This window comes from Microtetraspora malaysiensis (assembly GCF_050947145.1).
Lineage (GTDB): Bacteria > Actinomycetota > Actinomycetes > Streptosporangiales > Streptosporangiaceae > Microtetraspora_A > Microtetraspora_A malaysiensis.
In genome coordinates this window covers 647,494-665,453 of record NZ_CP191998.1, presented here as the reverse complement: position 1 = coordinate 665,453, position 17,960 = coordinate 647,494, and the positions used below count along the sequence as shown (strand labels likewise).

Sequence of the window (17,960 nt, the reverse complement as noted above, 5' to 3'; positions counted from 1 at the left end):
CCCCGGTCAGGCGAAGGACCGGTTGAGCCAGGACTGCCAGACCTCGTCGAGGCGCGCCCCGTCCGCGCTTCCGGAGAAGTCGTGGTGCTCGACGACGACCGCGTCCTGGTAGCCGTGGATCAGCATGTAGAGGCCCTCGTCCGTACGGAAGCCCAGATAGCCGGGCCGCCGGGCGAACTCGACGACCCCGTCGACCGGGGCGAGTCCCTCGACGGTGAGCCGTCCCGGAGCGCCCTCGGCGACCTCCGTGCCGGTCAGGCCGAGCACGCCCGCGAACGCCGACCAGACCCGGTCCTTGTCCGCCACCTGGGGTCCGACGGCGAAGACGTTGTACGCGGAGGTCCGGCCGGGGAAGTGCCTGAGGTAGGCGGCGAGCTTGCGGAGGTACATGCCGTCGCCCACCTTGAGGGCGTCGTACTCCGCTTCCCAGTCGTCGCCGAGGAAGCCGCTGTGCACGAACCGCAGCACCGTGCTGCCTCCGTCGCGGCCCTCGATCAGGTACTCCATGGCCATGAACGTGCCGTCGGGGTTGTCGTCGGTCCGGATGGCGTACTTCTTCCCGGGCTCCCAGGCGGTGATGGTGGCCTCGGACGGGAAGCCCATGATCTCCTGGCGCGTCCGGCCGCCTTCTCGGGGCTCGATCGTGTTCCGTCCCATGAACCAGGAGTCCACTCCCGGCCCGGTGGCGATCGCCTCCCACACCTGCTCGGGAGTGGCGTCCAGGGCGATCTCCTCGCGCACCTCGAACTCGTGCGGCATATCAGGACTCCTTCGTCTGCGTCATGGGCTCGGTCACGGCCTTCACGCTCGGATGCACGGCGACGACCACCCGGTGGTCGCGACCGCCCTCGGCCGTCTCGTCGTGATATTTCGACACCAGCGCGGTGACGGCGTTCGTCAGCTCCTCCGCGAACGCCGCGCGGTCCGCCGCTGAGGCGAACCGTACCTCGCCGTCCAGCGCGAACGTCGCGACTCGCCTGCGGGCCCGGGTCGCGCCGGTGATTAGGGAGCCGACATCGCTCACCAGCCGGGAGGCCAGGGCGAGCAGCCAGCGCGCCGACAGCCGGTCGGGCGAGCGGGCGGGGTCCGGCTGCACACTGGCGAGCGCGATCGGCGAGATCACGTACGACGCCGCCGTGGCGCGCAGCACCCGCTCTGTGACGTTGCCCTTCCTGCGCTCCTCCACGAGCTCGACCAGCCCGTGCTTCTCCAGCGTCTTGAGGTGGTAGTTCACCTTCTGCCGGGGCAGGCCCACCCGGGCGGCCAGCATCGTGGCCGACCCCGGCTCGGCCAGCTCGGCCAGCAGCCGGGCACGCACCGGATCCAGTGAGACCTCGGCCGCCGACGGATCTTCGATCACCGCGACTTCCAACATGTGCCCCACGATGTCACCGACAATTTTTCTTGTCAAGGCGATGGGAGTTGTCGGAGGCGGCAGGGACAGGGCGTCAGGGACGAGGGATGTTGCGGAGGTTGGCGCGGGCCATCTGGACCATCCGCCCGACGCCGCCGTTCAGCACCATCTTCCCGGCCGAGAGCGCGAAGCCCGCGAGCTGCTCCCCCGTGACGCGCGGCGGCAGGGAGAGGGCGTTCGGATCGGTGACAACGTCCACGAGGGCCGGCCCGTCGTGGCGGAACGCCTCGCGCAGCGCGTCCCTGACCTGCTTCGGGTCCTCGACCCGCACGCCGTATGCCCCGGCCGCCCGCGCGATGGCGGCGTAGTCGGTGTGCGGATACGTCGTGCCGTACGGCCGCAGGCCCGCGACCATCATCTCCAGATCCACCATGCTGAGCGCGGAGTTGTCGAAGAGCACCACCCTGACCGGCAGGCCGTACTGGACCAGCGACAGGAAGTCGCCCATCAGCATGGAGAACCCGCCGTCGCCGGAGAGCGAGACGACCTGGCGGTCCCGGTCGATGAACTGGGCGCCGAACGCCTGCGGCAAGGCGTTGGCCATCGAGCCGTGGCTGAAGGAGCCGATCACCCGGCGGCGGCCGTTCGGCGTGAGGTAGCGGGCCGCCCAGACGTTGCACATGCCGGTGTCCACGGTGAAGACGGCGTCGTCGTCGGCCTCCTCGTCGAGGACGGACGCCACGTACTCCGGGTGGATCGGCACGTGCCCCTCAACGTTGCGGGTGTAGGCGTCCACGACGCCGGTGAGCGCGTCCGCGTGCTTCTTCAGCATGCGGTCCAGGAACCTGCGGTCGGCCTTCTCGGCCACGCGCGGGAGCAGCGCCCGCAGCGTCTCGCGGGCGTCGCCCCACACCGCCAGGTCCAGCTTGGACCGGCGGCCCAGATGCTCCGGCCGCACGTCTACCTGGACGATGCGCACGTCATCCGGCAAAAAGGCGTTGTACGGAAAATCCGTGCCGAGCAGGATCAGCAGGTCGGCCTCGTGCATGGCGTCGTACGCCGCTCCGTAGCCGAGCAGCCCCGACATGCCCACGTCGTAGGGATTGTCGTACTGGATCCACTCCTTGCCGCGGAGTGCGTGGCCGACCGGCGCCTTCACCCGTTCCGCGAAGGCCATCACCTCGTCGTGGGCGCCCGCCGTGCCGCTGCCGCAGAAGAGCGTCACGCGCGGGGCGTCGTCGACCATCCGGGCCAGCGCGTCGATCTCCTCGTCCGCCGGGCGGATGGTGGGACGGCGGGTGACCAGCGCCAGCTCGGCCGCCCGCTGCGGCGCCTCAAGGGCCGCGATGTCACCGGGCAGGCTGACCACGGAGACACCGGAACGGCCCACCGCGTGCTGGATCGCCGTCTGCAGCACCCGGGGCATCTGCGAGGGGTGCGAGATCAGCTCCGAGTAGTGGCTGCACTCGGCGAAGAGCCGGTCGGGATGCGTCTCCTGGAAGTAGGCCGTGCCGATCTCGCTGCTCGGGATCTGCGCCGCGAGCGCCACCACCGGCGCCATGCTCCGGTGCGCGTCGTACAGACCGTTGATCAGGTGCAGGTTTCCCGGGCCGCAACTTCCCGCGCACGCCGCCAGGTTTCCGGTGAGCTGCGCCTCGGCGCCCGCCGCGAAGGCGGCCGTCTCCTCGTGCCGCACCTGCACCCAGTCCATGCCGGGAGCCCGGCGGATGGCGTCGATGACCGGGTTGAGGCTGTCTCCGACGACACCGTAGATTCGCCGTACGCCCGCCTGGCCGAGGATGTCGACGAACTGCTCGGCGATGGTCTGCCTGGCCATGGACGGTCTCCCCTCACCGGTCCGCTGTCCCTGACCGCCTACCTGCCCCACGTCGCACCGTGCAGTCACTCCGCGACGCCTCCGGATGGGGCGGGCGCCACTCAGGCGCGGCGGGACCGCCACAGCTCCACGGCCACCCACAGGGCGCCGACGGTGATCAGCGCGCCGTGCGCCATCCGGAGCGCGGGCGGGCCGAAGAACTGCGGGAGGAAAAGGGCGAACCCGACGGCCAACGGAACGGCGCTCCACCGCGAGAGCACACCCGAACGCCACACGGCGACGGCCGCGAGGACCACGCCGACGCCGAGCAGCAGGAGCCCGGCCCCGAACATCGTGACCGCCGCGGGGCCGAACCGGAAGTCGTCGGCGAGCGAGAGCAGGGACGCATCCTGCTCCTTGAGGGCGCGGGCGGCGATGACGTTCAGGCCGAACACCTCGGCTCCGTAGTACGGGAGCGTCAGCCCCGCGCCGATCCATGTGACCACCACGGCGGTGAGCGACGGGCGCCGGTCGAGCACGAGGTGCAGCGCCAGCAGGCCCAGCGTGAGCAGGACGAACCCGACCGCCGCGAACAGGTGCGCCGCGACCCAGGCCGACGAGGCCATCGCCCGCGCCCCGGCCAGGGTGGTCTCGTCCGAGTACGGCCGGACCACCGGATAGAGGAGGAACAGCACCCCGGCCACAGCGAGAGAACCGGCACCCAGCCGAGCACGGGATGAGTTGAGGGTGGACATGGACGGCTCCCATCGAGAATCGCTAGCGCGTCGCTCTGTTTCGAGAGCAATGCTCTCTTTGGAGAACGATGATGTCAAGTGAGTCTCCCGCTCTATTTGATCTGAGGGGTGCCTCCGCATGGCCCCGATCCGCTCCGGGCCAGGTCGCCGGAAAACGGGATGTAGCGGGATGCTCCGCCCCGGAATGATGGCCGGGTGACCATCGCCAGCGACCTCACCGTGCGCCCCTACGCCGACGCGGACCTGCCACTTCTCCAGCGGACCTTCGCCGGCTGGATCGCCGAGGCGGGCCGCGGATACGACCACATCGGCGAACTGCCGCACCGCATCTACGAGAACCTCCGCGGCCGACGCCCGGTCGGCGAGCTGGTCCACGTCTGGGAGGACGCCGGGGGTGTCGCCGGGCTCGCGATCAACCTGCGCTTCGGGGCGGCCTTCGACGTGTTCACCGCGCCGTCGCTGCGCGGGACCGCGGCGGAGTCACACATGCTCCGCACCGCGTACGAGACGACGGGCCGCCTCATGGACGAGGACGAGCCCTTCGTGCTGACCGACCTCTTCGACTGCGACACCGTGCGAGCCGACCTGCTCACCCGGCTCGGGTTCACCCGCTTCCGCGTCTGGGACCACGTCAACGAGCGCGATCTGAACGGCCCGATCGCCGAGCCCCGGCTCCCTGCGGGATTCGTCGTGCGCGGCGCCCGCCCGGACGACGCCGCCGGACTCGCCGAGGCCCGCAACAACTCGTTCGAGGAGAGCTGGACGGGAGACCTGTACCGCTCGGCGGTCATGGAGAAGCCCGGCTACGACCCCGCCCGCGAGATCGTCGTCGAGTCGCCCGAGGGGCGGATCGCCGCCTTCACGGTCTACTGGACGGACGAGCGGAACGGGATCGGGCACTTCGAGCCGGTCGGCACCCATCGCGACTTCCAGCGCCGCGGCCTCGCCCGCGCCGCCATGCTGTCCGCGATGCAACACATGGCGGCGGACGGCATGACCACGGTCACCGTCAACCACAACGCCGAGAACACCGCCGCGGCCGGACTGTACGCGTCGCTCGGGTTCGTCCGGCGGCACGAGACGTACGGCTTCCGCCGCCCCCGTCCGCACGACGCCTGACGATCGTCACCTGAAAGGCCGCGGCCAGGAGGACGAATCGGAGCCGATCGCGGCCTCCGGCAGGATCCGGCGGAGGTGGTGGTCGACGATCGCGGCCGCGTCACCCACGCCGAGGTCTCCGAGCAGCACCCCGTCGGAGAGGCCACGCGCGAGACCGAGCAGCGCGTGCGCCTCCGCGCCGGGGTCGACGTCCGGGGCCGGGCCGGAGGCCGCCAGCAGCGCGGCGATCTCGCGATGGACGGCGTCGCCGCCGGCGCGATAGAGGTCGCGGATCTCCGGATCGGCGACGGCCCTGGCCAGGAACGCGTGCCCGGCGAGCAGCGGGATCGGAGCGGTCACACCCAGCTCGACGATCGCGAGCAGCACGCGCCGCAGCGTGTCCGCCGGGCCGCGGGCGTCCCGGACGGCGTCGCGAACGCAGCGCTCGATCTCTCCTCGCAGGACGTGGGCGCTGGCGCGTAGCAGATCGGCCTTCCCGGCGAAGTAGTGCTGCACGAGCCCCTTGGAGACGCCGGCCTCCTGCGCGACCTGCCCGATGGTCACTCCGGCCAGGCCGTCCCGCGCGCACAGCCGCAGCGCCGCCTGGGCGATCTCCTCCCGTCGAGCCGCGTGGTCGACCTGTTTGGGCACGGCTTACCCTCCCTCTTTTTACAATACGAACGTATCGTGATATCGATACAATACGATCGTACTGCCAATGGCGAACGGAGGACCCGTACGTGAATGACCCCGTGCGACCCAACATCGGAGCCGAGTTCCGCCGACGGCGCCTCGGCCATTTCCCGGACGCGTCGGCCTACGCGCGCTACCGGCGGGACTACGACCGGGCCATGGCCGACCTTCCGGCGCCCGACGAGGTCCAGGACGTGCCGACCGGCTTCGGAACCGTGCGCGTCTACCGCTTCGGCGCCGACGGCGCCGACGCCGGAAGGCCGCTCCTCCTGCTGCCGGGACGCACCGCGTCCACCCCGATGTGGGCGTCGAACCTCGCCGGCCTCACCGCTTCGCGCCGCGCCGTCTACACGGCCGACCTGCTCGGCGAGCCCGGTCTCTCGGTGCAGAGCAAGCCGTTCGCGAGTTCGGCCGACCAGGGCGTGTGGCTCGCGGAACTCCTGACCGGGCTCGGCCTCGGCCGGACGCACCTGCTCGGGGTGTCGATCGGCGGGTGGACCGCCTTTCAACTCGCCAGGCACGCTCCGGAGAAGGTCGCCTCCCTGAGCCTGCTCGACCCCGCCAACCTGTTCGGCCGGATCACCTGGAAGGCGGTCGCCGTCTCGCTCGGATCGATCGGACCGTTCCCCGAGTCATGGCGGCTGCGGCTGCTGAGCTGGATCTCCGGCGGAGCCGACCTCTCCGGCGACGAGCCGGTCGCCGACCTGATCTCCGCGGGGATGCGCGAGTTCACCTCCTTCCTGCCCCCGCCGACGTATTTCTCGGACGAACAGATCGCCGCGGTCGACGTGCCGACCCTCGCCGTGATCGCCGGACGCAGCATCATCCACACCCCGGACCGGGCCGCGGACCGCGCCCGCCGGCTGCTCGCCCAAGGGGTCGTCGAGCTGTGGCCCGACGCCTCCCACGCCCTCAACGGCGAGTTCCCGGAGCGGGTCGGCGCCAGGGTCCTCGCCTTCATCGACCAGCTCGACGCGGACGGCGTCCCCCGCGGCCGCTCCTGACCGGCGCGGCCGGCGAGGGCCGTACTCAGCCCGGACGGGGGATCCGCAGCGGCGCGAGCCGGGGAGGCGAGGGGTCCGAGAACGCGTCGGCCATCATGGTCGCGACCGTGTACAGGTTCCAGGCCACGTCCATCCGCCGCCGCGGGAGGATCGCGAGAATCCGGCCGAGCTCGTCGTCCTCGACGAGACTCGCCAGCCTCTCGCGCACCCGCGCCTCATCCGCGGCGGCGACGCCCTCGCGCAGCAGACCGGCCAGCTCCTCGGAGGGCGTCAACCGCCAGTTCCACGGCTTCCCGCCGCCCGCTCCCCCGGCCGTGCCGGCGACGGGAGGCCGGGGCCGTGCGCGCCGGCGCAGGATCCGGTTCACGAAGCCGTGGTCGGAACGCTCCACCTCGAAACGCCACGGCCTGCCCTCGATCGGGATGCCGCGCAGCTCCGGCGCGAAGTGGTCGATCACCCGGTGGACGACATCCTCGGAACGCCGCCACAGCGGGTCCATGCTGAGCGCGGTGCGGACGACACGGTTGTCCAGGAACGGCGGGATCGGCCGGCTCGTGCGCAGCAGCGAGGCGCGCGAGGCGGCGTGCCACCGCCCGACGCGATACGTGACGTAGAAGTGGTCGAGCGCCTCGGCCGGGTTCTCCTGGCACCGGGCCAGCCACGGGGCGGCCAGCGCACGGGTGTGCTCCCTGGCCCGCTCGGTCAGCAGGTCCGCGTTCTTCGCGTAGAAGCCCTCCATCCGGCGCCTGACCGCCTTGTGGCCGGGGTCCTCCTGGTTGTGCAGGAACCCGGCGCGCAGGATCTCCCCGCCGTGCCCCGACATGCGCGGCGCCGGATCGAAGCGCGCCGGTCCCGGCACGTTCTCATACGCCGACAGCATGCCCTCGCAGGCGTACCGGACGTTGTGCGCGCGAACCAGCGGATGCGGGACGACGACACTCCCGCCGTCCGGGGACCGTTTCGGCTGGTGGACGCGATGCTCGACGCCCAGCGCCGCGGCGACGCGCCGCGCGAGCTCCACGTCCGGGTCGCCGTCGTTCCCGCTCGTCGTGGCGACGAAGGGGATGCCGGCGCCGTGCAGCAAGGCGGCGAGCAGCCGGCTGTCCCGTCCTCCGGTGAGCGAGAGCCGTACCGGCTCGGCCGTGCCGAGCAGTGGCTCGACCGACGAGAGCAGCGCGTCGGCCAGCTCGCCGACCTGGGCGCGGATGTCGCGCCGGGACGTCGGCATGGGACGCGCCACCGGCAGCGGGACGACGGTGACGATGCGGCGCCCCCCGGCGATCCTGATCTCGCCGCCGGGCGGCAGCGCCGTCACACCCTCGAACGGGGTCTCGTCGGAGAGGAAGTACCCCGTCCGCACCATCGACTCAAGCGCCGGCAGGTTCCAGCCGACCTCGGGCCGTACCGAGCCGGTCCGGGCGGCCTGTGCGACCAGGTGGACCAGCAGGGCACGGGTGCCGACGACGTGAACCTCCGGAGTTTCCGCGTAGAAGATCGGGCAGGCTCCCGTGCTGCCCGTCGCCGCGGCCAGATCGTCGTCGCCGGCCCGCAGGACCGAGAAGCAGCCGCCGGTGCGGCCGGCCGTCTCACCCAGCCGTACGGCCGCGAGCAGCGTGCCGGCGTCCGGTGGCCTGGCGAGATGTCCCGTGATGCCCGCCACCCGGCCGTCACGCCGCAGCATCACCGGCAGCCCGTGGTCTTCCGGTTCGTTGGACCAGGAGAGCAGCGAGATGTCACCGCGCGCGGACTGCCATTCGCCCGCGACGACGGTCTCGGCGGGCACCGGGAAGGCCCGCGTTATGGCCTCGCGGGCCGCGGTGAGGGCCGCGGGCGGTAGCGGGACACCGGCGCGCCTGGCCGCGACGCCTAGATGAACGCGCAACGCGCCGCCCCCGCCGCCCGGTAGCCCGTACCGCCGTCGAGATGAAGGAGAACCGGCACCCGGGAACGACCGGGCCCGGCCATGGCTGTGTTCCGATAGATCGCGAATCGCATACCCATAAGAGACGCCGGCGGTCAGGAAAAGGTTGGTGAGAACGCGTCAAAACTGATCCGCACCCGCGTCTCGGCATGCTCGCCAAGTTCTGGCGGCGTGCCGCAAATGGCAGCAAACTGACCCTGTCACGCACGGCGGCTACCCGGCTGTCACGGACCCGGCGGAGGCAGAATGACGACGGCGCACCGCGATCCGCCGCAGACGCGGCGGCCGGAGCTGGACGCCATCCGCGCGCTCGTGGTGGTCGGGCTGGTGTTCTTCCACGCGGCGCTGGTGTTCGACACGCGCAACGCCTACTACGTCAAGAACGCCGAGACCACCGAGGCGACCACGGTCGTGGCGGGCCTGGCCGTGGTGTGGGCGATGCCGATGCTCTTCCTCATCGCCGGTCTCGGCTCGTGGCACTCCTTCCGCCGTCGCGGGCCCGCCGGGTTCGCGATGGAACGGCTGCTGCGGCTCGGCGTGCCCCTGGTCTTCGCGACCGTCGCCCTCCTCCCGGTGCCGCAGTGGCTGCGGCTACGGGCGGATCCCGCCTACCGGGAGTCGTACCCGCGCTTCCTGCCACGCTTCTTCGACGTACGGCTGGACCTGTCGGAGTTCCCCTTCATCGTGCAGGGCGAGCACTTCGAGTCCGGCCATCTGTGGTTCGTGGTGATGCTGCTCGCGTACGCGCTCCTGCTCGCCCCGCTGGTCCGCTGGCTGCCGCGCGAGCCCGGCCGCCGGATCCGCGAAAGGCTGACCGCCGCCATGCGGACGCGCGGGGCGATCCTCGCGCTTCCGGCGCTCCCGATCGCCCTGATCACCGCCCTGGCGGGCATGGAGGAGCCCTTCGCCGGGTGGAGCCGCTGGGCGTACCTGCTGTTCTTCCTGTACGGGTTCGTGCTCGCCTCCGACGACCGGTTCCGCGTCGCGATGCGCCGGGACGCCCGCCCCGCGCTCGGCTCCGCGCTCGTTCTGCTGGTGATCGGAATGCCGGGCTTCCTGATCGCGGGCGACGCTCCCGGCGCGAACCCCTTCACCGACATGACCGCGCTCGCGATCGCGGTCCGCGCGCTGTACGGCGCGGCCGGCTGGTGCTGCCTGGTCGCGATCCTGGGCCTGCTCGACCGCCGCCGCACCACGCGGAACCCCGAGTCCCCGCTTCCTTCGGCAGCACCGGGGGGCGGCTCCGGAGGGCCGCAACCGGCGCCGCCGCGGGCCGGCCTCGGCAGGCGGCTGTACGGCTACCTGGCCGCCGCCGTGCTGCCGCTGTACATCCTCCATCAGCCGATCCTCGTCGCCGTCGCGTACGGCGTGGTCCGGTGGGACGCCGCGATGCCGGTCAAGTACGTCGCGATCGTGGCGGCCTCGCTCTCCCTGACGGTCGCCGCGTACGAACTGGTGGTGCGCCGCACCCGCCCGACCCGCTTCCTTTTCGGAATGCGGAGCCGGTCATAGTCCTAGCAAGCGAACTTGTCGGGAAGATCGCGCATCTCACGGTTGTGATCAAACACGTTATAGCGACGGCATTGGTGTTCGGATCGGTACTGGGCGGAACCGGCGTGGCCCACGCGAGCGCCACCAAGATCCCCAAGGGGTTCCTGCTGACCGAGGCGAAGGCAAGGAAGGTCATCCCGCCACCGTTGGATGACGAGGAATGGTGGAAGATCAGCGACAAGCCGTCCCTCCAGTTCGATCTCAACCCCTGCTCCACGAAGGGGAAGCCCCGCGACGGCCGGGTCGCGATACGTACCATCACACACCTGACCAGCGCTCCCTCCGTCAGTGGCGAACAGCTTGTCCTCTACCGGAACGCCACGTCCGCCAAGGCGGTCCTCGCCAAGCTACGCGCCGAGCTGAAGCGCTGCTCGCGTGGCTCGTACTGGTACTCCGCCAAGGCGTTGTCGGTCGGGGACGAGGCTGTGTCCGTCACCGGCCACGCCTACACGAAGGGGAAGATCGATAAAACCATGCCCCCCACGATGTGGGCGGTGGCGCGGCGGGGAAGCGCCGTCTTCTTCTACTCCGACTTCGCGGACCGCGGCGATCGCCATGGCCGCCTCCTCGGCGATCGCGCGCTGAGGAAGGCGCTCGCCGGCGACGCGAAGAAGATGGCGAAGAAGGTGTGCGACCTCCCCGGGGTGTGCGGATAGACCGCCCGTCTTCAGATCCGGCCCTGGTTACGTGTGAGAACGCGGGCGTGAGACGGCGCCGAAGACCTCATTCGTCATGCGATCAGGCCCGCGGCACGCTCCGCAGCCGGGCGATCATTGACTCGGCGGGCCGGCCGAGCACCCGTTCGAGGTCGTCGCTCTGGTATTCGAGCGCGCCCGCCCGCACCTGGGCGTTGAGCCAGGCCATGGGGCCCGGCCCGGAGTCGGGCACCTCCCGGTACGTCATGCCCAGCGCGTCCGCCAGCTCGGGGTAGCTCCACAGGGGACCGGTGAAGTCATAGGCCCGGCCGAGGTGGCCGTCGGTGGTCAGCACGTTCGCCGCCGCCTCGGCCAGGTCGGATCGAAACGCGGTGTTCAGCCCCCGCCCGCCCGTGCTGCCGGTCAGCTCTCCGCCCGACGGCTCCGGGACGAACGCGTCACCGTAATAGGGGTGACGTAGCAGCGTGTACGGCAGGCCGCTGTCGCGTACGGCCTTCTCTGTGGCGTGATGCGCCTCGGTGACGCCCGTGGCGACTGTGCCGGCGCCCAGGAAGCTGGTGTAGGCGACGGCCCCGACCCCCACCTCGACGGCGGCGTCCACAGCGGCCAAGTGGTGCGCGATCCTCTGGGCCGGGTCGAGTCCCGGCGAGGAGATGAGCAGGAGCCGGGCGGCTCCGTCGAACGCCACCCGCAAGCTCGCCGGGTCGTCGTAGTCGCCCCGCCGTACCGGGACGCCCTCCGGAGCCCGCGCGGGGTCGCGGACGACGGCCACCACGTCGGCCCTGCCGGAGAGTCGGTCGATGACCAGCCGTCCGAGCTGTCCGGACGCGGCTGAGATCACAATCATGGCGCTCCTCGAAGAAAGATCGCCCCAGTCAACGCCCGGCAGGCCGTCGCCCGCAACTCTGTTTGTCTGTGACGGCGACGCTCCGTTTCCGGACCCCTGGACGAACAGCGCGGCGGAAATGGTGCGGACCGACGAAGTCCAGCGCTCTCAACATCAGCAGGATGAACGGATGGCTGACCTCACCCACCTGCAGAGCCTGCTGGACCGCGAGGCGAAATCCCTTCAGGTCCCCGGCGCCGCCGTCGGCGTGCTCTTCGACGGCGCGGAGCACGTCCTCACCACCGGCGTCACCAGCGTCGACGCGCCGGCCCCCGTGACGGGCGACACGCTGTTCCAGATCGGGTCGACCACCAAGACGGTCACGGCTACAGCGATCATGCATCTCGTCGAGCGCGGCCGGCTCGACCTGGACGGGCGGGTACGGCAGTACCTGCCCGATTTCCGGCTCTCCGACGAGCGGGCCGCGGACGAGCTGACCATCCGGCACCTGCTCACCCACACCGGCGGATTCCTCGGCGACATCGACGACGGCGAGAGCTGGGACACCGGCGCGCTGGCCGCTGCGATCGACGCCTACGACCAGCTCCCCCAGCTCTTCCCGCCCGGCGCGCTCGCCTCGTACAACAACGCCGCGTTCCGGCTGCTCGGCAGGGTCATCGAGGTCGTGTGCGGCGAGCCATACGAGCACGCGGTCCGCCGGATCGTGCTCGAACCTCTGGGCATGAGCTCCAGCTTCTTCTTCCCCTGGGAGGTGGCGACGCGACCGCACGCCGTCGGGCACACCGTACGGGAGGACGGCCCGCAGGTCGCGCACATGTGGGGACTGTTCCGCGAAAGCATGCCCGAGGGCGGGCTGGTGTCGTCGGTGCGCGACCAGCTCCGCTACGCCGCCTTCCACCTGGGCGCGAGCGGTGAGGAGCCGGTCGGGGCCGCCACCAGGGAGCTGATGCAGCGGGAGCACGTCCCGGTCGGCGTGCCGTGGACCGGCATCGGGCTGCCGTGGCTGCTGGACGAGCAGGCCGGCGTGCGGCTGGTCACGCACGGCGGCAACATCGGCAACCTCCAGTTGTCCTCGTTCGTCCTGGCGCCCGAGCGCGGCTTCGCCGTCACCACGCTCACCAACTCCGCCCCCGGCAAGGCGCTGGGCAACCTGGTGACCGACTGGTGCCTGGAGCACCTCCTCGGCGCCACACCGCGGGCCGTACGGCTGACGCTGCGCGAACCCGAGCCGGAGTACGCGGGCAGCTACGACGCGGGGCAGTGGACCTTCGAGGTCGACGAGCAGCTGACCGCGCGGTTCGTGCTCCGCCCCGAACTGGTGGCCGCGGGTGTGGAGGGCATGCCCGACATACCGCTCGCGCTGGTCGAGGGCGGTGACGACGTGACACTCGCCCCCGACCCGCGGCGTACCGTCGGCCGCTTCCTTCGAGACGACGCGGGCGAGGTCGCGTTCCTGCACCTGAGCGGTAGGGCGGCCAGACGGATCCGCTGAACCGCCGATGCGCTCCACAGAGACATCGTCCCTTTCTGCGCACTCGGTCTGTTCCCCAGATGCGGCCAACCCCAGGGGGAGGTTTCCGGCTGCTTTAAAGTGAGCGGATGTCGAGCTCGCACCGGTTGCCCCGAGGGCGGAACGCGTTGCCGCCGGAAGAGGTGGATCGGCTGCAGCGCGAGCGCCTCTGCCGGGCGATGGCCGAGGTCATGGCGCAGAAAGGGTATGCCGCCACATCCGTTGAGGATGTTCTCAAGCATGCCCGGGTGTCCCGCCTGAGCTTCTATCGGCTGTTCGGTTCCAAACTCGACTGCTTCATGGCCGCGTTCGACCATGCGTGTGAACTGCTCTTCGCACAGGTCATGGGTGCGATCGGGACCTTCGACAAGGGCGGCGACCCGATGGAAGGCTACGAGCGCGCCATCACCGCCTACCTCGAAGCGCTCGAAGCGGAGTGGCCTTACACCCGCATCTACCTGGTCGAGGTCTACGCCGCAGGCCCTGAAGCCGTCGCCCACCGGCGCGAGCTCAATGAGTTCATGACCTCCTTCTACGCCGATGCTCTGGGGGTCATCGACGATCAGGGCCTGCTGACCTGCCGCATGCTCGTCGCCGCCACCAGCGCTCTGGTCACCGTCCCGGTCGCGGAGAACGACCGTGAAGGTCTGCGCGCCGTGGCCCCTCAACTGATCACCCATGTCCGCACCCTCTGGGACTGCGGCGCCTTCGGCGTCGGCACGGGCCGCGCCTGACCCGAGGGACAAAGACCGCCTTACCGGGCGAATCCGGCGAGTCCGCGATTTCGGATCCAACCAAGCGATGAAATCAATGCATTTCGCCTGCCACGAATCATAAAAAGACGATATTGTCTATTTGCTCGCGCGGCGTCCTGTTCAACCGGCGCCCTCTCTGGATCCGAACCATGCATAGCCGCTGTTCAGAGGGCGGCCGTGGACACGATCCCCCCATTCGACGCTGGAGGACATGTGCCCGAGTGGATGGCTCTGTTGCCCTCGGATTTGGAAGCGGTGGGGCCGTACCGCCTTGAAGGCCGACTCGGGGTCGGCGGTCAGGGCACGGTTTATGTGGGTAGCGCGGTTCCGGGGCAGCGAGTGGCGGTAAAGCTGCTCCACCCGCACCTGGCCATCGACAAGATGGCCAGGGCCCGTTTTCTGAGCGAGGTCGAAATCGCCAAGCGGGTGGCCCTGTTCTGCACAGCGAAGGTGCTCGACAGCGGTTTCGTGAACGAGCGGCCCTACATCGTCAGCGAATTCGTGGACGGGCCGTCACTGCAGGAGTCGGTGCTCAATACGGGCCCCCGTAGCGAGGCGGCGCTGGAACGGCTGGCGCTCAACACAGCGACGGCGCTGGCCGCGATCCACCAGGCGGATGTGGTCCATCGGGATTTCAAGCCGGGTAACGTCCTGCTCGGCCCGGACGGCCCAGTGGTGATCGACTTTGGGATCGCCCGGGCACTGGACATCAGCCGGTCGGTCACCACCAGCCAGGTCGTGGGCAGCCCTGGCTACATGGCGCCCGAGCAACTCGCGGGCGGCAAGATCGCACCTGCGGTCGACCTGTTCGCCTGGGGAGCGACGATAGTCTTCGCCGCCACTGGAAAGAGGGCCTTCAGCGGTGACTCGATCCCCGCGATCATACGGTCGATCCTCCACGACCAGCCGAATCTGGACGGACTGGACGGACGGCTCGGCGCCATCGTCCGCGCGTGCCTGGCCAAGGACCCGGCCCGGCGGCCGACCGCGGCGGAGGTCGTGGATGGCTTACGCGGCCTGCCCAGTTCGGCCTGGCGCACCGGAAACTCTGTGGTCAGCGAGCCCGCCAACGGCGCCGGCCGACGAGATGGGAAAGACAGAGCACCGGCCGAGAACGGCAAGCGCCGGCACTTTGTCCTGATCGGTGCCGCGGTCCTGCCCCTGCTCGCGGCCCTGGGCATCACCTACTCCGTCGTCACCCTCGGTCAAGGAGCAGAGGACTTCACCGCATCAAAGGCGCTGCCTTCCACATCGCCCTCCGGTGGTGGTAGCCCGGCATCGCCCAGCCCGGCCGACGCCACGGCGGGCCGGACCACGTCGCCGTCTGCCCGGCCGAGGAAATCTCCCAAGGCCGACAAGACGGAGCGGCAGAACCCGCGACGCTCAGACGATGCGCGGAACTCGGGAGGCACGAAGCCCTCGGCATCCCAGACCCCAACCCAGAAGCCAACCCAGAAGCCGTCCTCACCGGCAAAGGAACAGCCACAACCATCAGCGGACCGGCCACAACCAGACGCGGGAAGGCGATCGCCGTCAAGCGGACAGGAGCAGCCATCGTCAAACGGACGAGAGCCGACGCCTTCAGGTCCGAGGGTGCTCGGGACCGTGTCTCAAAGCGACGTGAACGCCTACTGCCAGAGTCAGGGATACTTCGGCGGCGTGGGCGGCGCAGGCAACTACTCGTGCTATGGCACTAGTGGAAGGAGAGAGGTCACCATGACGAACATATGCCAGTGGGCCTACCCCGGCTACCCGAACGTCCGTACGGAAGGGGACACCTGCATGTCGTCCTGACCACCAGGCGAGGGGGCACATCGCCCTTCCGGGGCCTAGTCGATCCAGATCACGAGTCCGGTCAACCCCTTGAGTACGGCCGCGGTGCCGGCCCGGATGGCGCGCCCGGCACGCTCGGGGGTGAAGGTGGCGGGATCGTACGTCGACGACATGCCGAGCCCCTCGCCGCGGAACGACGCACCGGTCCAGTCGGCGGCGGTGACGTTCCCCGTGGGCTCGGCCAGCTCGGCGCCGACCACGAGGAACTGCTGGTCGAGATGGTTGGGACTGACCATGGCCAGGGGGTCGATGAGGTCGTTGCCGGCGCTGATGATGAGGTCGGGTTTCATCTTGATCGCGCTGCTGATGCACGGGATGAACTGGTCCGGCTCCGTGGCCGTGAGGGTCTTGAGGCTGACGTTCTCCTCCTCGGCCCACTCCGTCACGGCGTTCACCAGTGTTCTGGTCTGGGGGTCGTCCCCCGTGGTGAGCAGCACCACCCGGTAGCCCTCCGACGGGCGGACCCCGTCCCACGAGCCGGGTCGAGGCGTGATCGTCGCTTCCGGGGCGGGCGACGCGTCCGGGAAGAACCCCGGGCCGGGGGTGCCGACGGCGCTGGGCTTCGCGTGCGGCCGGGACCAGTCGTCGCCGGAGCCGCATCCACTGATCAGTAGGGCGGTCGCGACTGCCGCGGCCAATGTGCCGGCAGGCAGAAGTCGAGGGCGCATAGGGGTCGTCCTCCGGTATGGCGGGAAGTGCGCCTACTTCCTACCTCATTGTTTGCGGCCTTCGGAGCTGAGGCTGCCTCCGCCGGGTTTGGTTCGTCGCGAGTTCGCGTGCGAGAGGCCACTCGTTCATCTGAGTCGAGGAGATTTCGTACACCAAACCAGAAAAGGAGTCATATGTCCCCCGCCGCACGGCGTCGTGCCGGTGCCATCATCGCCGCCGTAGCCGTGGCCGTCCTGCTCAGCGCCGCGCCCGCTCTCGCCCACGGGTTCACCTCGACCGTGTACGCCGACCTCACCTCGACCGAGGCCGGGCACGTCCGCACTGAGCTCCAACTGGAGTACGACCTGCTCGTCGTCTCCGCCGCCGACAACGAGAAGAATGATCAGCTCTTCCGCGCGGGCACCGCGGCGTTCGAGTCCGGTGACGCCGCGGAGCAGGCCGCCGCGCTCAACACCCACGCCGACTCGGTCGTCGCGTACGTGACCAAGCGCTTCGGCGTCACGGCCGGAGGTAGCGCGTGCGCCCCGGCCCGGGACGGCGACTTCACGATCGGGCGACGCGAGGGCGTCCCGTACGCGCTGCTGGCCCTCGACTACCGGTGCCCGGAGTCCGCCGAAGCGCACGAAGTACGCAGCGGACTGTTCCCGGGTTCCGAGGGCTATGTACGTGACAGCAAGACGATCGTCACCTACGACCTCGACCTGCAGTCCGGAAGCACCGCCCTCGACGCTCAGCATCGGTCGTTCTCCACGCAGCAGTCCTGGATCGAGCGGTTCTGGCAGTTCTTCCGGCTCGGAGCCGAGCACCTGCTCGACGGAATCGACCACATCCTGTTCCTGCTGGCGCTCATCGCGGGATCACGCCGCCTGCGCGAGATCGTGCTGGCGGCGACGACCTTCACGCTGGCCCACTCGGTGACCTTCGTCCTCGCCGCTCTCGGCCTCGTGGAGGTGCCCGCGTCGGTCGTCGAGCCGGTGATCGCCCTCTCGATCTCGGTCGTGGCGGGCTGGCATCTGTGGCGGATCTGGCGACGCCGGTCGCACGCCACAGATCTCGAGACGGTCGGGCACGGTCACCTCGCCCTGGACCGCGCGGGCTGGTCCCGGCTCGCGGTCGTCTTCTGCTTCGGCCTCGTGCACGGTCTCGGCTTCGCCGCGGCCCTGGGGATCGACCAGGCCTGGTCGTGGACGCTCCTGTGGTCGCTGCTCGTCTTCAACGTGGGCATCGAGGTCGTCCAGCTGGCGATCATCATCGTCGTCTTCCCGCTGCTCGCCCTGCTGCGCCACCGCCGACCGGCCGCGGGGCTGTGGGCGACGGGCGCCATCGCGACGGGTGTGTCCGTGATGGGCCTGGTGTGGTTCGTGCAACGCGTTCTCGAAATCTGAGATCACGTCACGACTTCCGGCAAGCGCAACAGCCTGCCCACCCCACGTTCACCTCCACGACACGGCTTTTCGAAAGCGTGCAAATCTCCCTAACTCCCCCAAATGGATGGAAA

16 protein-coding genes are annotated in these 17,960 nt (G+C 70.1%); 8 read left to right on the top strand and 8 right to left on the bottom strand.

Annotated features, from left to right (window positions below; genetic code table 11):
* Window positions 1-6: 6 nt before the first annotated feature.
* The 4 genes from ACQP1V_RS03320 to ACQP1V_RS03305 form a co-directional block, all read right to left on the bottom strand.
* The gene (locus tag ACQP1V_RS03320) at window positions 7-759 is read right to left on the bottom strand and encodes an SRPBCC family protein (protein WP_433418671.1); all 753 of its coding nucleotides are present in this window, start codon (window positions 757-759) and stop codon (window positions 7-9) included.
* A 1-nt stretch (window position 760) separates the two neighbouring features.
* The gene (locus tag ACQP1V_RS03315; RefSeq protein WP_387416063.1) at window positions 761-1,375 is read right to left on the bottom strand and encodes an ArsR/SmtB family transcription factor; all 615 of its coding nucleotides are present in this window, start codon (window positions 1,373-1,375) and stop codon (window positions 761-763) included.
* Between the two features lie 73 nt (window positions 1,376-1,448).
* Window positions 1,449-3,191, bottom strand: coding sequence for a pyruvate dehydrogenase (locus ACQP1V_RS03310; protein ID WP_433418669.1), 1,743 nt, complete (start codon window positions 3,189-3,191; stop codon window positions 1,449-1,451).
* A gap of 101 nt (window positions 3,192-3,292) precedes the next feature.
* A complete protein-coding gene (locus ACQP1V_RS03305; protein WP_067136467.1) occupies window positions 3,293-3,925 on the bottom strand; it encodes a hypothetical protein in 633 nt (210 codons plus the stop codon).
* 195 nt (window positions 3,926-4,120) lie between these two features.
* On the opposite strand from ACQP1V_RS03305, the gene ACQP1V_RS03300 reads away from it, so the two are divergent.
* The gene (locus tag ACQP1V_RS03300; protein WP_433418667.1) at window positions 4,121-5,044 is read left to right on the top strand and encodes a GNAT family N-acetyltransferase; all 924 of its coding nucleotides are present in this window, start codon (window positions 4,121-4,123) and stop codon (window positions 5,042-5,044) included.
* Between the two features lie 6 nt (window positions 5,045-5,050).
* On the opposite strand, the gene ACQP1V_RS03295 is transcribed toward ACQP1V_RS03300, so the two are convergent.
* On the bottom strand, window positions 5,051-5,674 hold the full coding sequence (locus ACQP1V_RS03295) for a TetR/AcrR family transcriptional regulator (RefSeq protein WP_433418665.1): 624 nt from the start codon (window positions 5,672-5,674) through the stop codon (window positions 5,051-5,053).
* Between the two features lie 89 nt (window positions 5,675-5,763).
* Between ACQP1V_RS03295 and ACQP1V_RS03290 the strand changes: the two genes are divergently transcribed.
* Entirely contained in the window at window positions 5,764-6,720 is a 957-nt protein-coding gene (locus ACQP1V_RS03290; RefSeq protein WP_433418663.1) for an alpha/beta fold hydrolase, read from the top strand.
* A gap of 25 nt (window positions 6,721-6,745) precedes the next feature.
* Here the strand turns inward: ACQP1V_RS03290 and ACQP1V_RS03285 are convergent, their stop codons facing one another.
* A complete protein-coding gene (locus ACQP1V_RS03285; protein ID WP_433418661.1) occupies window positions 6,746-8,602 on the bottom strand; it encodes an asparagine synthase-related protein in 1,857 nt (618 codons plus the stop codon).
* A 285-nt stretch (window positions 8,603-8,887) separates the two neighbouring features.
* Between ACQP1V_RS03285 and ACQP1V_RS03280 the strand changes: the two genes are divergently transcribed.
* Both ACQP1V_RS03280 and ACQP1V_RS03275 read left to right on the top strand, forming a co-directional pair.
* The gene (locus ACQP1V_RS03280; protein ID WP_433418659.1) at window positions 8,888-10,153 is read left to right on the top strand and encodes an acyltransferase family protein; all 1,266 of its coding nucleotides are present in this window, start codon (window positions 8,888-8,890) and stop codon (window positions 10,151-10,153) included.
* Between the two features lie 71 nt (window positions 10,154-10,224).
* The gene (locus ACQP1V_RS03275; RefSeq protein WP_433418657.1) at window positions 10,225-10,848 is read left to right on the top strand and encodes a hypothetical protein; all 624 of its coding nucleotides are present in this window, start codon (window positions 10,225-10,227) and stop codon (window positions 10,846-10,848) included.
* A gap of 82 nt (window positions 10,849-10,930) precedes the next feature.
* On the opposite strand, the gene ACQP1V_RS03270 is transcribed toward ACQP1V_RS03275, so the two are convergent.
* Window positions 10,931-11,695 carry an NAD(P)H-binding protein gene (locus tag ACQP1V_RS03270; protein WP_433418655.1) on the bottom strand — a complete coding sequence of 255 codons (765 nt, stop codon included), beginning with the start codon at window positions 11,693-11,695 and terminating at the stop codon, window positions 10,931-10,933.
* Window positions 11,696-11,864: 169 nt separating this feature from the next.
* Here ACQP1V_RS03270 and ACQP1V_RS03265 point away from each other — a divergent pair, with 169 nt between their 5' ends.
* The 3 genes from ACQP1V_RS03265 to ACQP1V_RS03255 all read left to right on the top strand — a co-directional run bounded on the left by ACQP1V_RS03265 (window position 11,865) and on the right by ACQP1V_RS03255 (window position 15,754).
* The gene (locus ACQP1V_RS03265; RefSeq protein WP_433418653.1) at window positions 11,865-13,187 is read left to right on the top strand and encodes a serine hydrolase domain-containing protein; all 1,323 of its coding nucleotides are present in this window, start codon (window positions 11,865-11,867) and stop codon (window positions 13,185-13,187) included.
* Window positions 13,188-13,294: 107 nt separating this feature from the next.
* Window positions 13,295-13,939, top strand: a complete 645-nt coding sequence (locus ACQP1V_RS03260; RefSeq protein WP_433418651.1) for a TetR/AcrR family transcriptional regulator — start codon at window positions 13,295-13,297, stop codon at window positions 13,937-13,939.
* Window positions 13,940-14,173: 234 nt separating this feature from the next.
* Complete coding sequence (locus ACQP1V_RS03255) at window positions 14,174-15,754, top strand: serine/threonine protein kinase (protein ID WP_433418649.1); 1,581 nt, start codon at window positions 14,174-14,176, stop codon at window positions 15,752-15,754.
* A 35-nt stretch (window positions 15,755-15,789) separates the two neighbouring features.
* On the opposite strand, the gene ACQP1V_RS03250 is transcribed toward ACQP1V_RS03255, so the two are convergent.
* The gene (locus tag ACQP1V_RS03250; protein ID WP_433418647.1) at window positions 15,790-16,461 is read right to left on the bottom strand and encodes a hypothetical protein; all 672 of its coding nucleotides are present in this window, start codon (window positions 16,459-16,461) and stop codon (window positions 15,790-15,792) included.
* Window positions 16,462-16,635: 174 nt separating this feature from the next.
* Between ACQP1V_RS03250 and ACQP1V_RS03245 the strand changes: the two genes are divergently transcribed.
* On the top strand, window positions 16,636-17,847 hold the full coding sequence (locus tag ACQP1V_RS03245; RefSeq protein WP_433418645.1) for a HupE/UreJ family protein: 1,212 nt from the start codon (window positions 16,636-16,638) through the stop codon (window positions 17,845-17,847).
* Window positions 17,848-17,960: the final 113 nt, after the last annotated feature.

Bases quoted from the DNA above. Each gene is read 5' to 3' on its own strand.
- ACQP1V_RS03310 (WP_433418669.1), bottom strand. From the start codon at position 3,191: ATGGCCAGGCAGACCATCGCCGAGCAGTTCGTCGACATCCTCGGCCAG.
- ACQP1V_RS03265 (WP_433418653.1), top strand. From the start codon at position 11,865: ATGGCTGACCTCACCCACCTGCAGAGCCTGCTGGACCGCGAGGCGAAA.
- ACQP1V_RS03280 (WP_433418659.1), top strand. From the start codon at position 8,888: ATGACGACGGCGCACCGCGATCCGCCGCAGACGCGGCGGCCGGAGCTG.
- ACQP1V_RS03315 (WP_387416063.1), bottom strand. From the start codon at position 1,375: ATGTTGGAAGTCGCGGTGATCGAAGATCCGTCGGCGGCCGAGGTCTCA.
- ACQP1V_RS03270 (WP_433418655.1), bottom strand. From the start codon at position 11,695: ATGATTGTGATCTCAGCCGCGTCCGGACAGCTCGGACGGCTGGTCATC.
- ACQP1V_RS03305 (WP_067136467.1), bottom strand. From the start codon at position 3,925: ATGTCCACCCTCAACTCATCCCGTGCTCGGCTGGGTGCCGGTTCTCTC.
- ACQP1V_RS03320 (WP_433418671.1), bottom strand. From the start codon at position 759: ATGCCGCACGAGTTCGAGGTGCGCGAGGAGATCGCCCTGGACGCCACT.
- ACQP1V_RS03260 (WP_433418651.1), top strand. From the start codon at position 13,295: ATGTCGAGCTCGCACCGGTTGCCCCGAGGGCGGAACGCGTTGCCGCCG.
- ACQP1V_RS03245 (WP_433418645.1), top strand. From the start codon at position 16,636: ATGTCCCCCGCCGCACGGCGTCGTGCCGGTGCCATCATCGCCGCCGTA.
- ACQP1V_RS03250 (WP_433418647.1), bottom strand. From the start codon at position 16,461: ATGCGCCCTCGACTTCTGCCTGCCGGCACATTGGCCGCGGCAGTCGCG.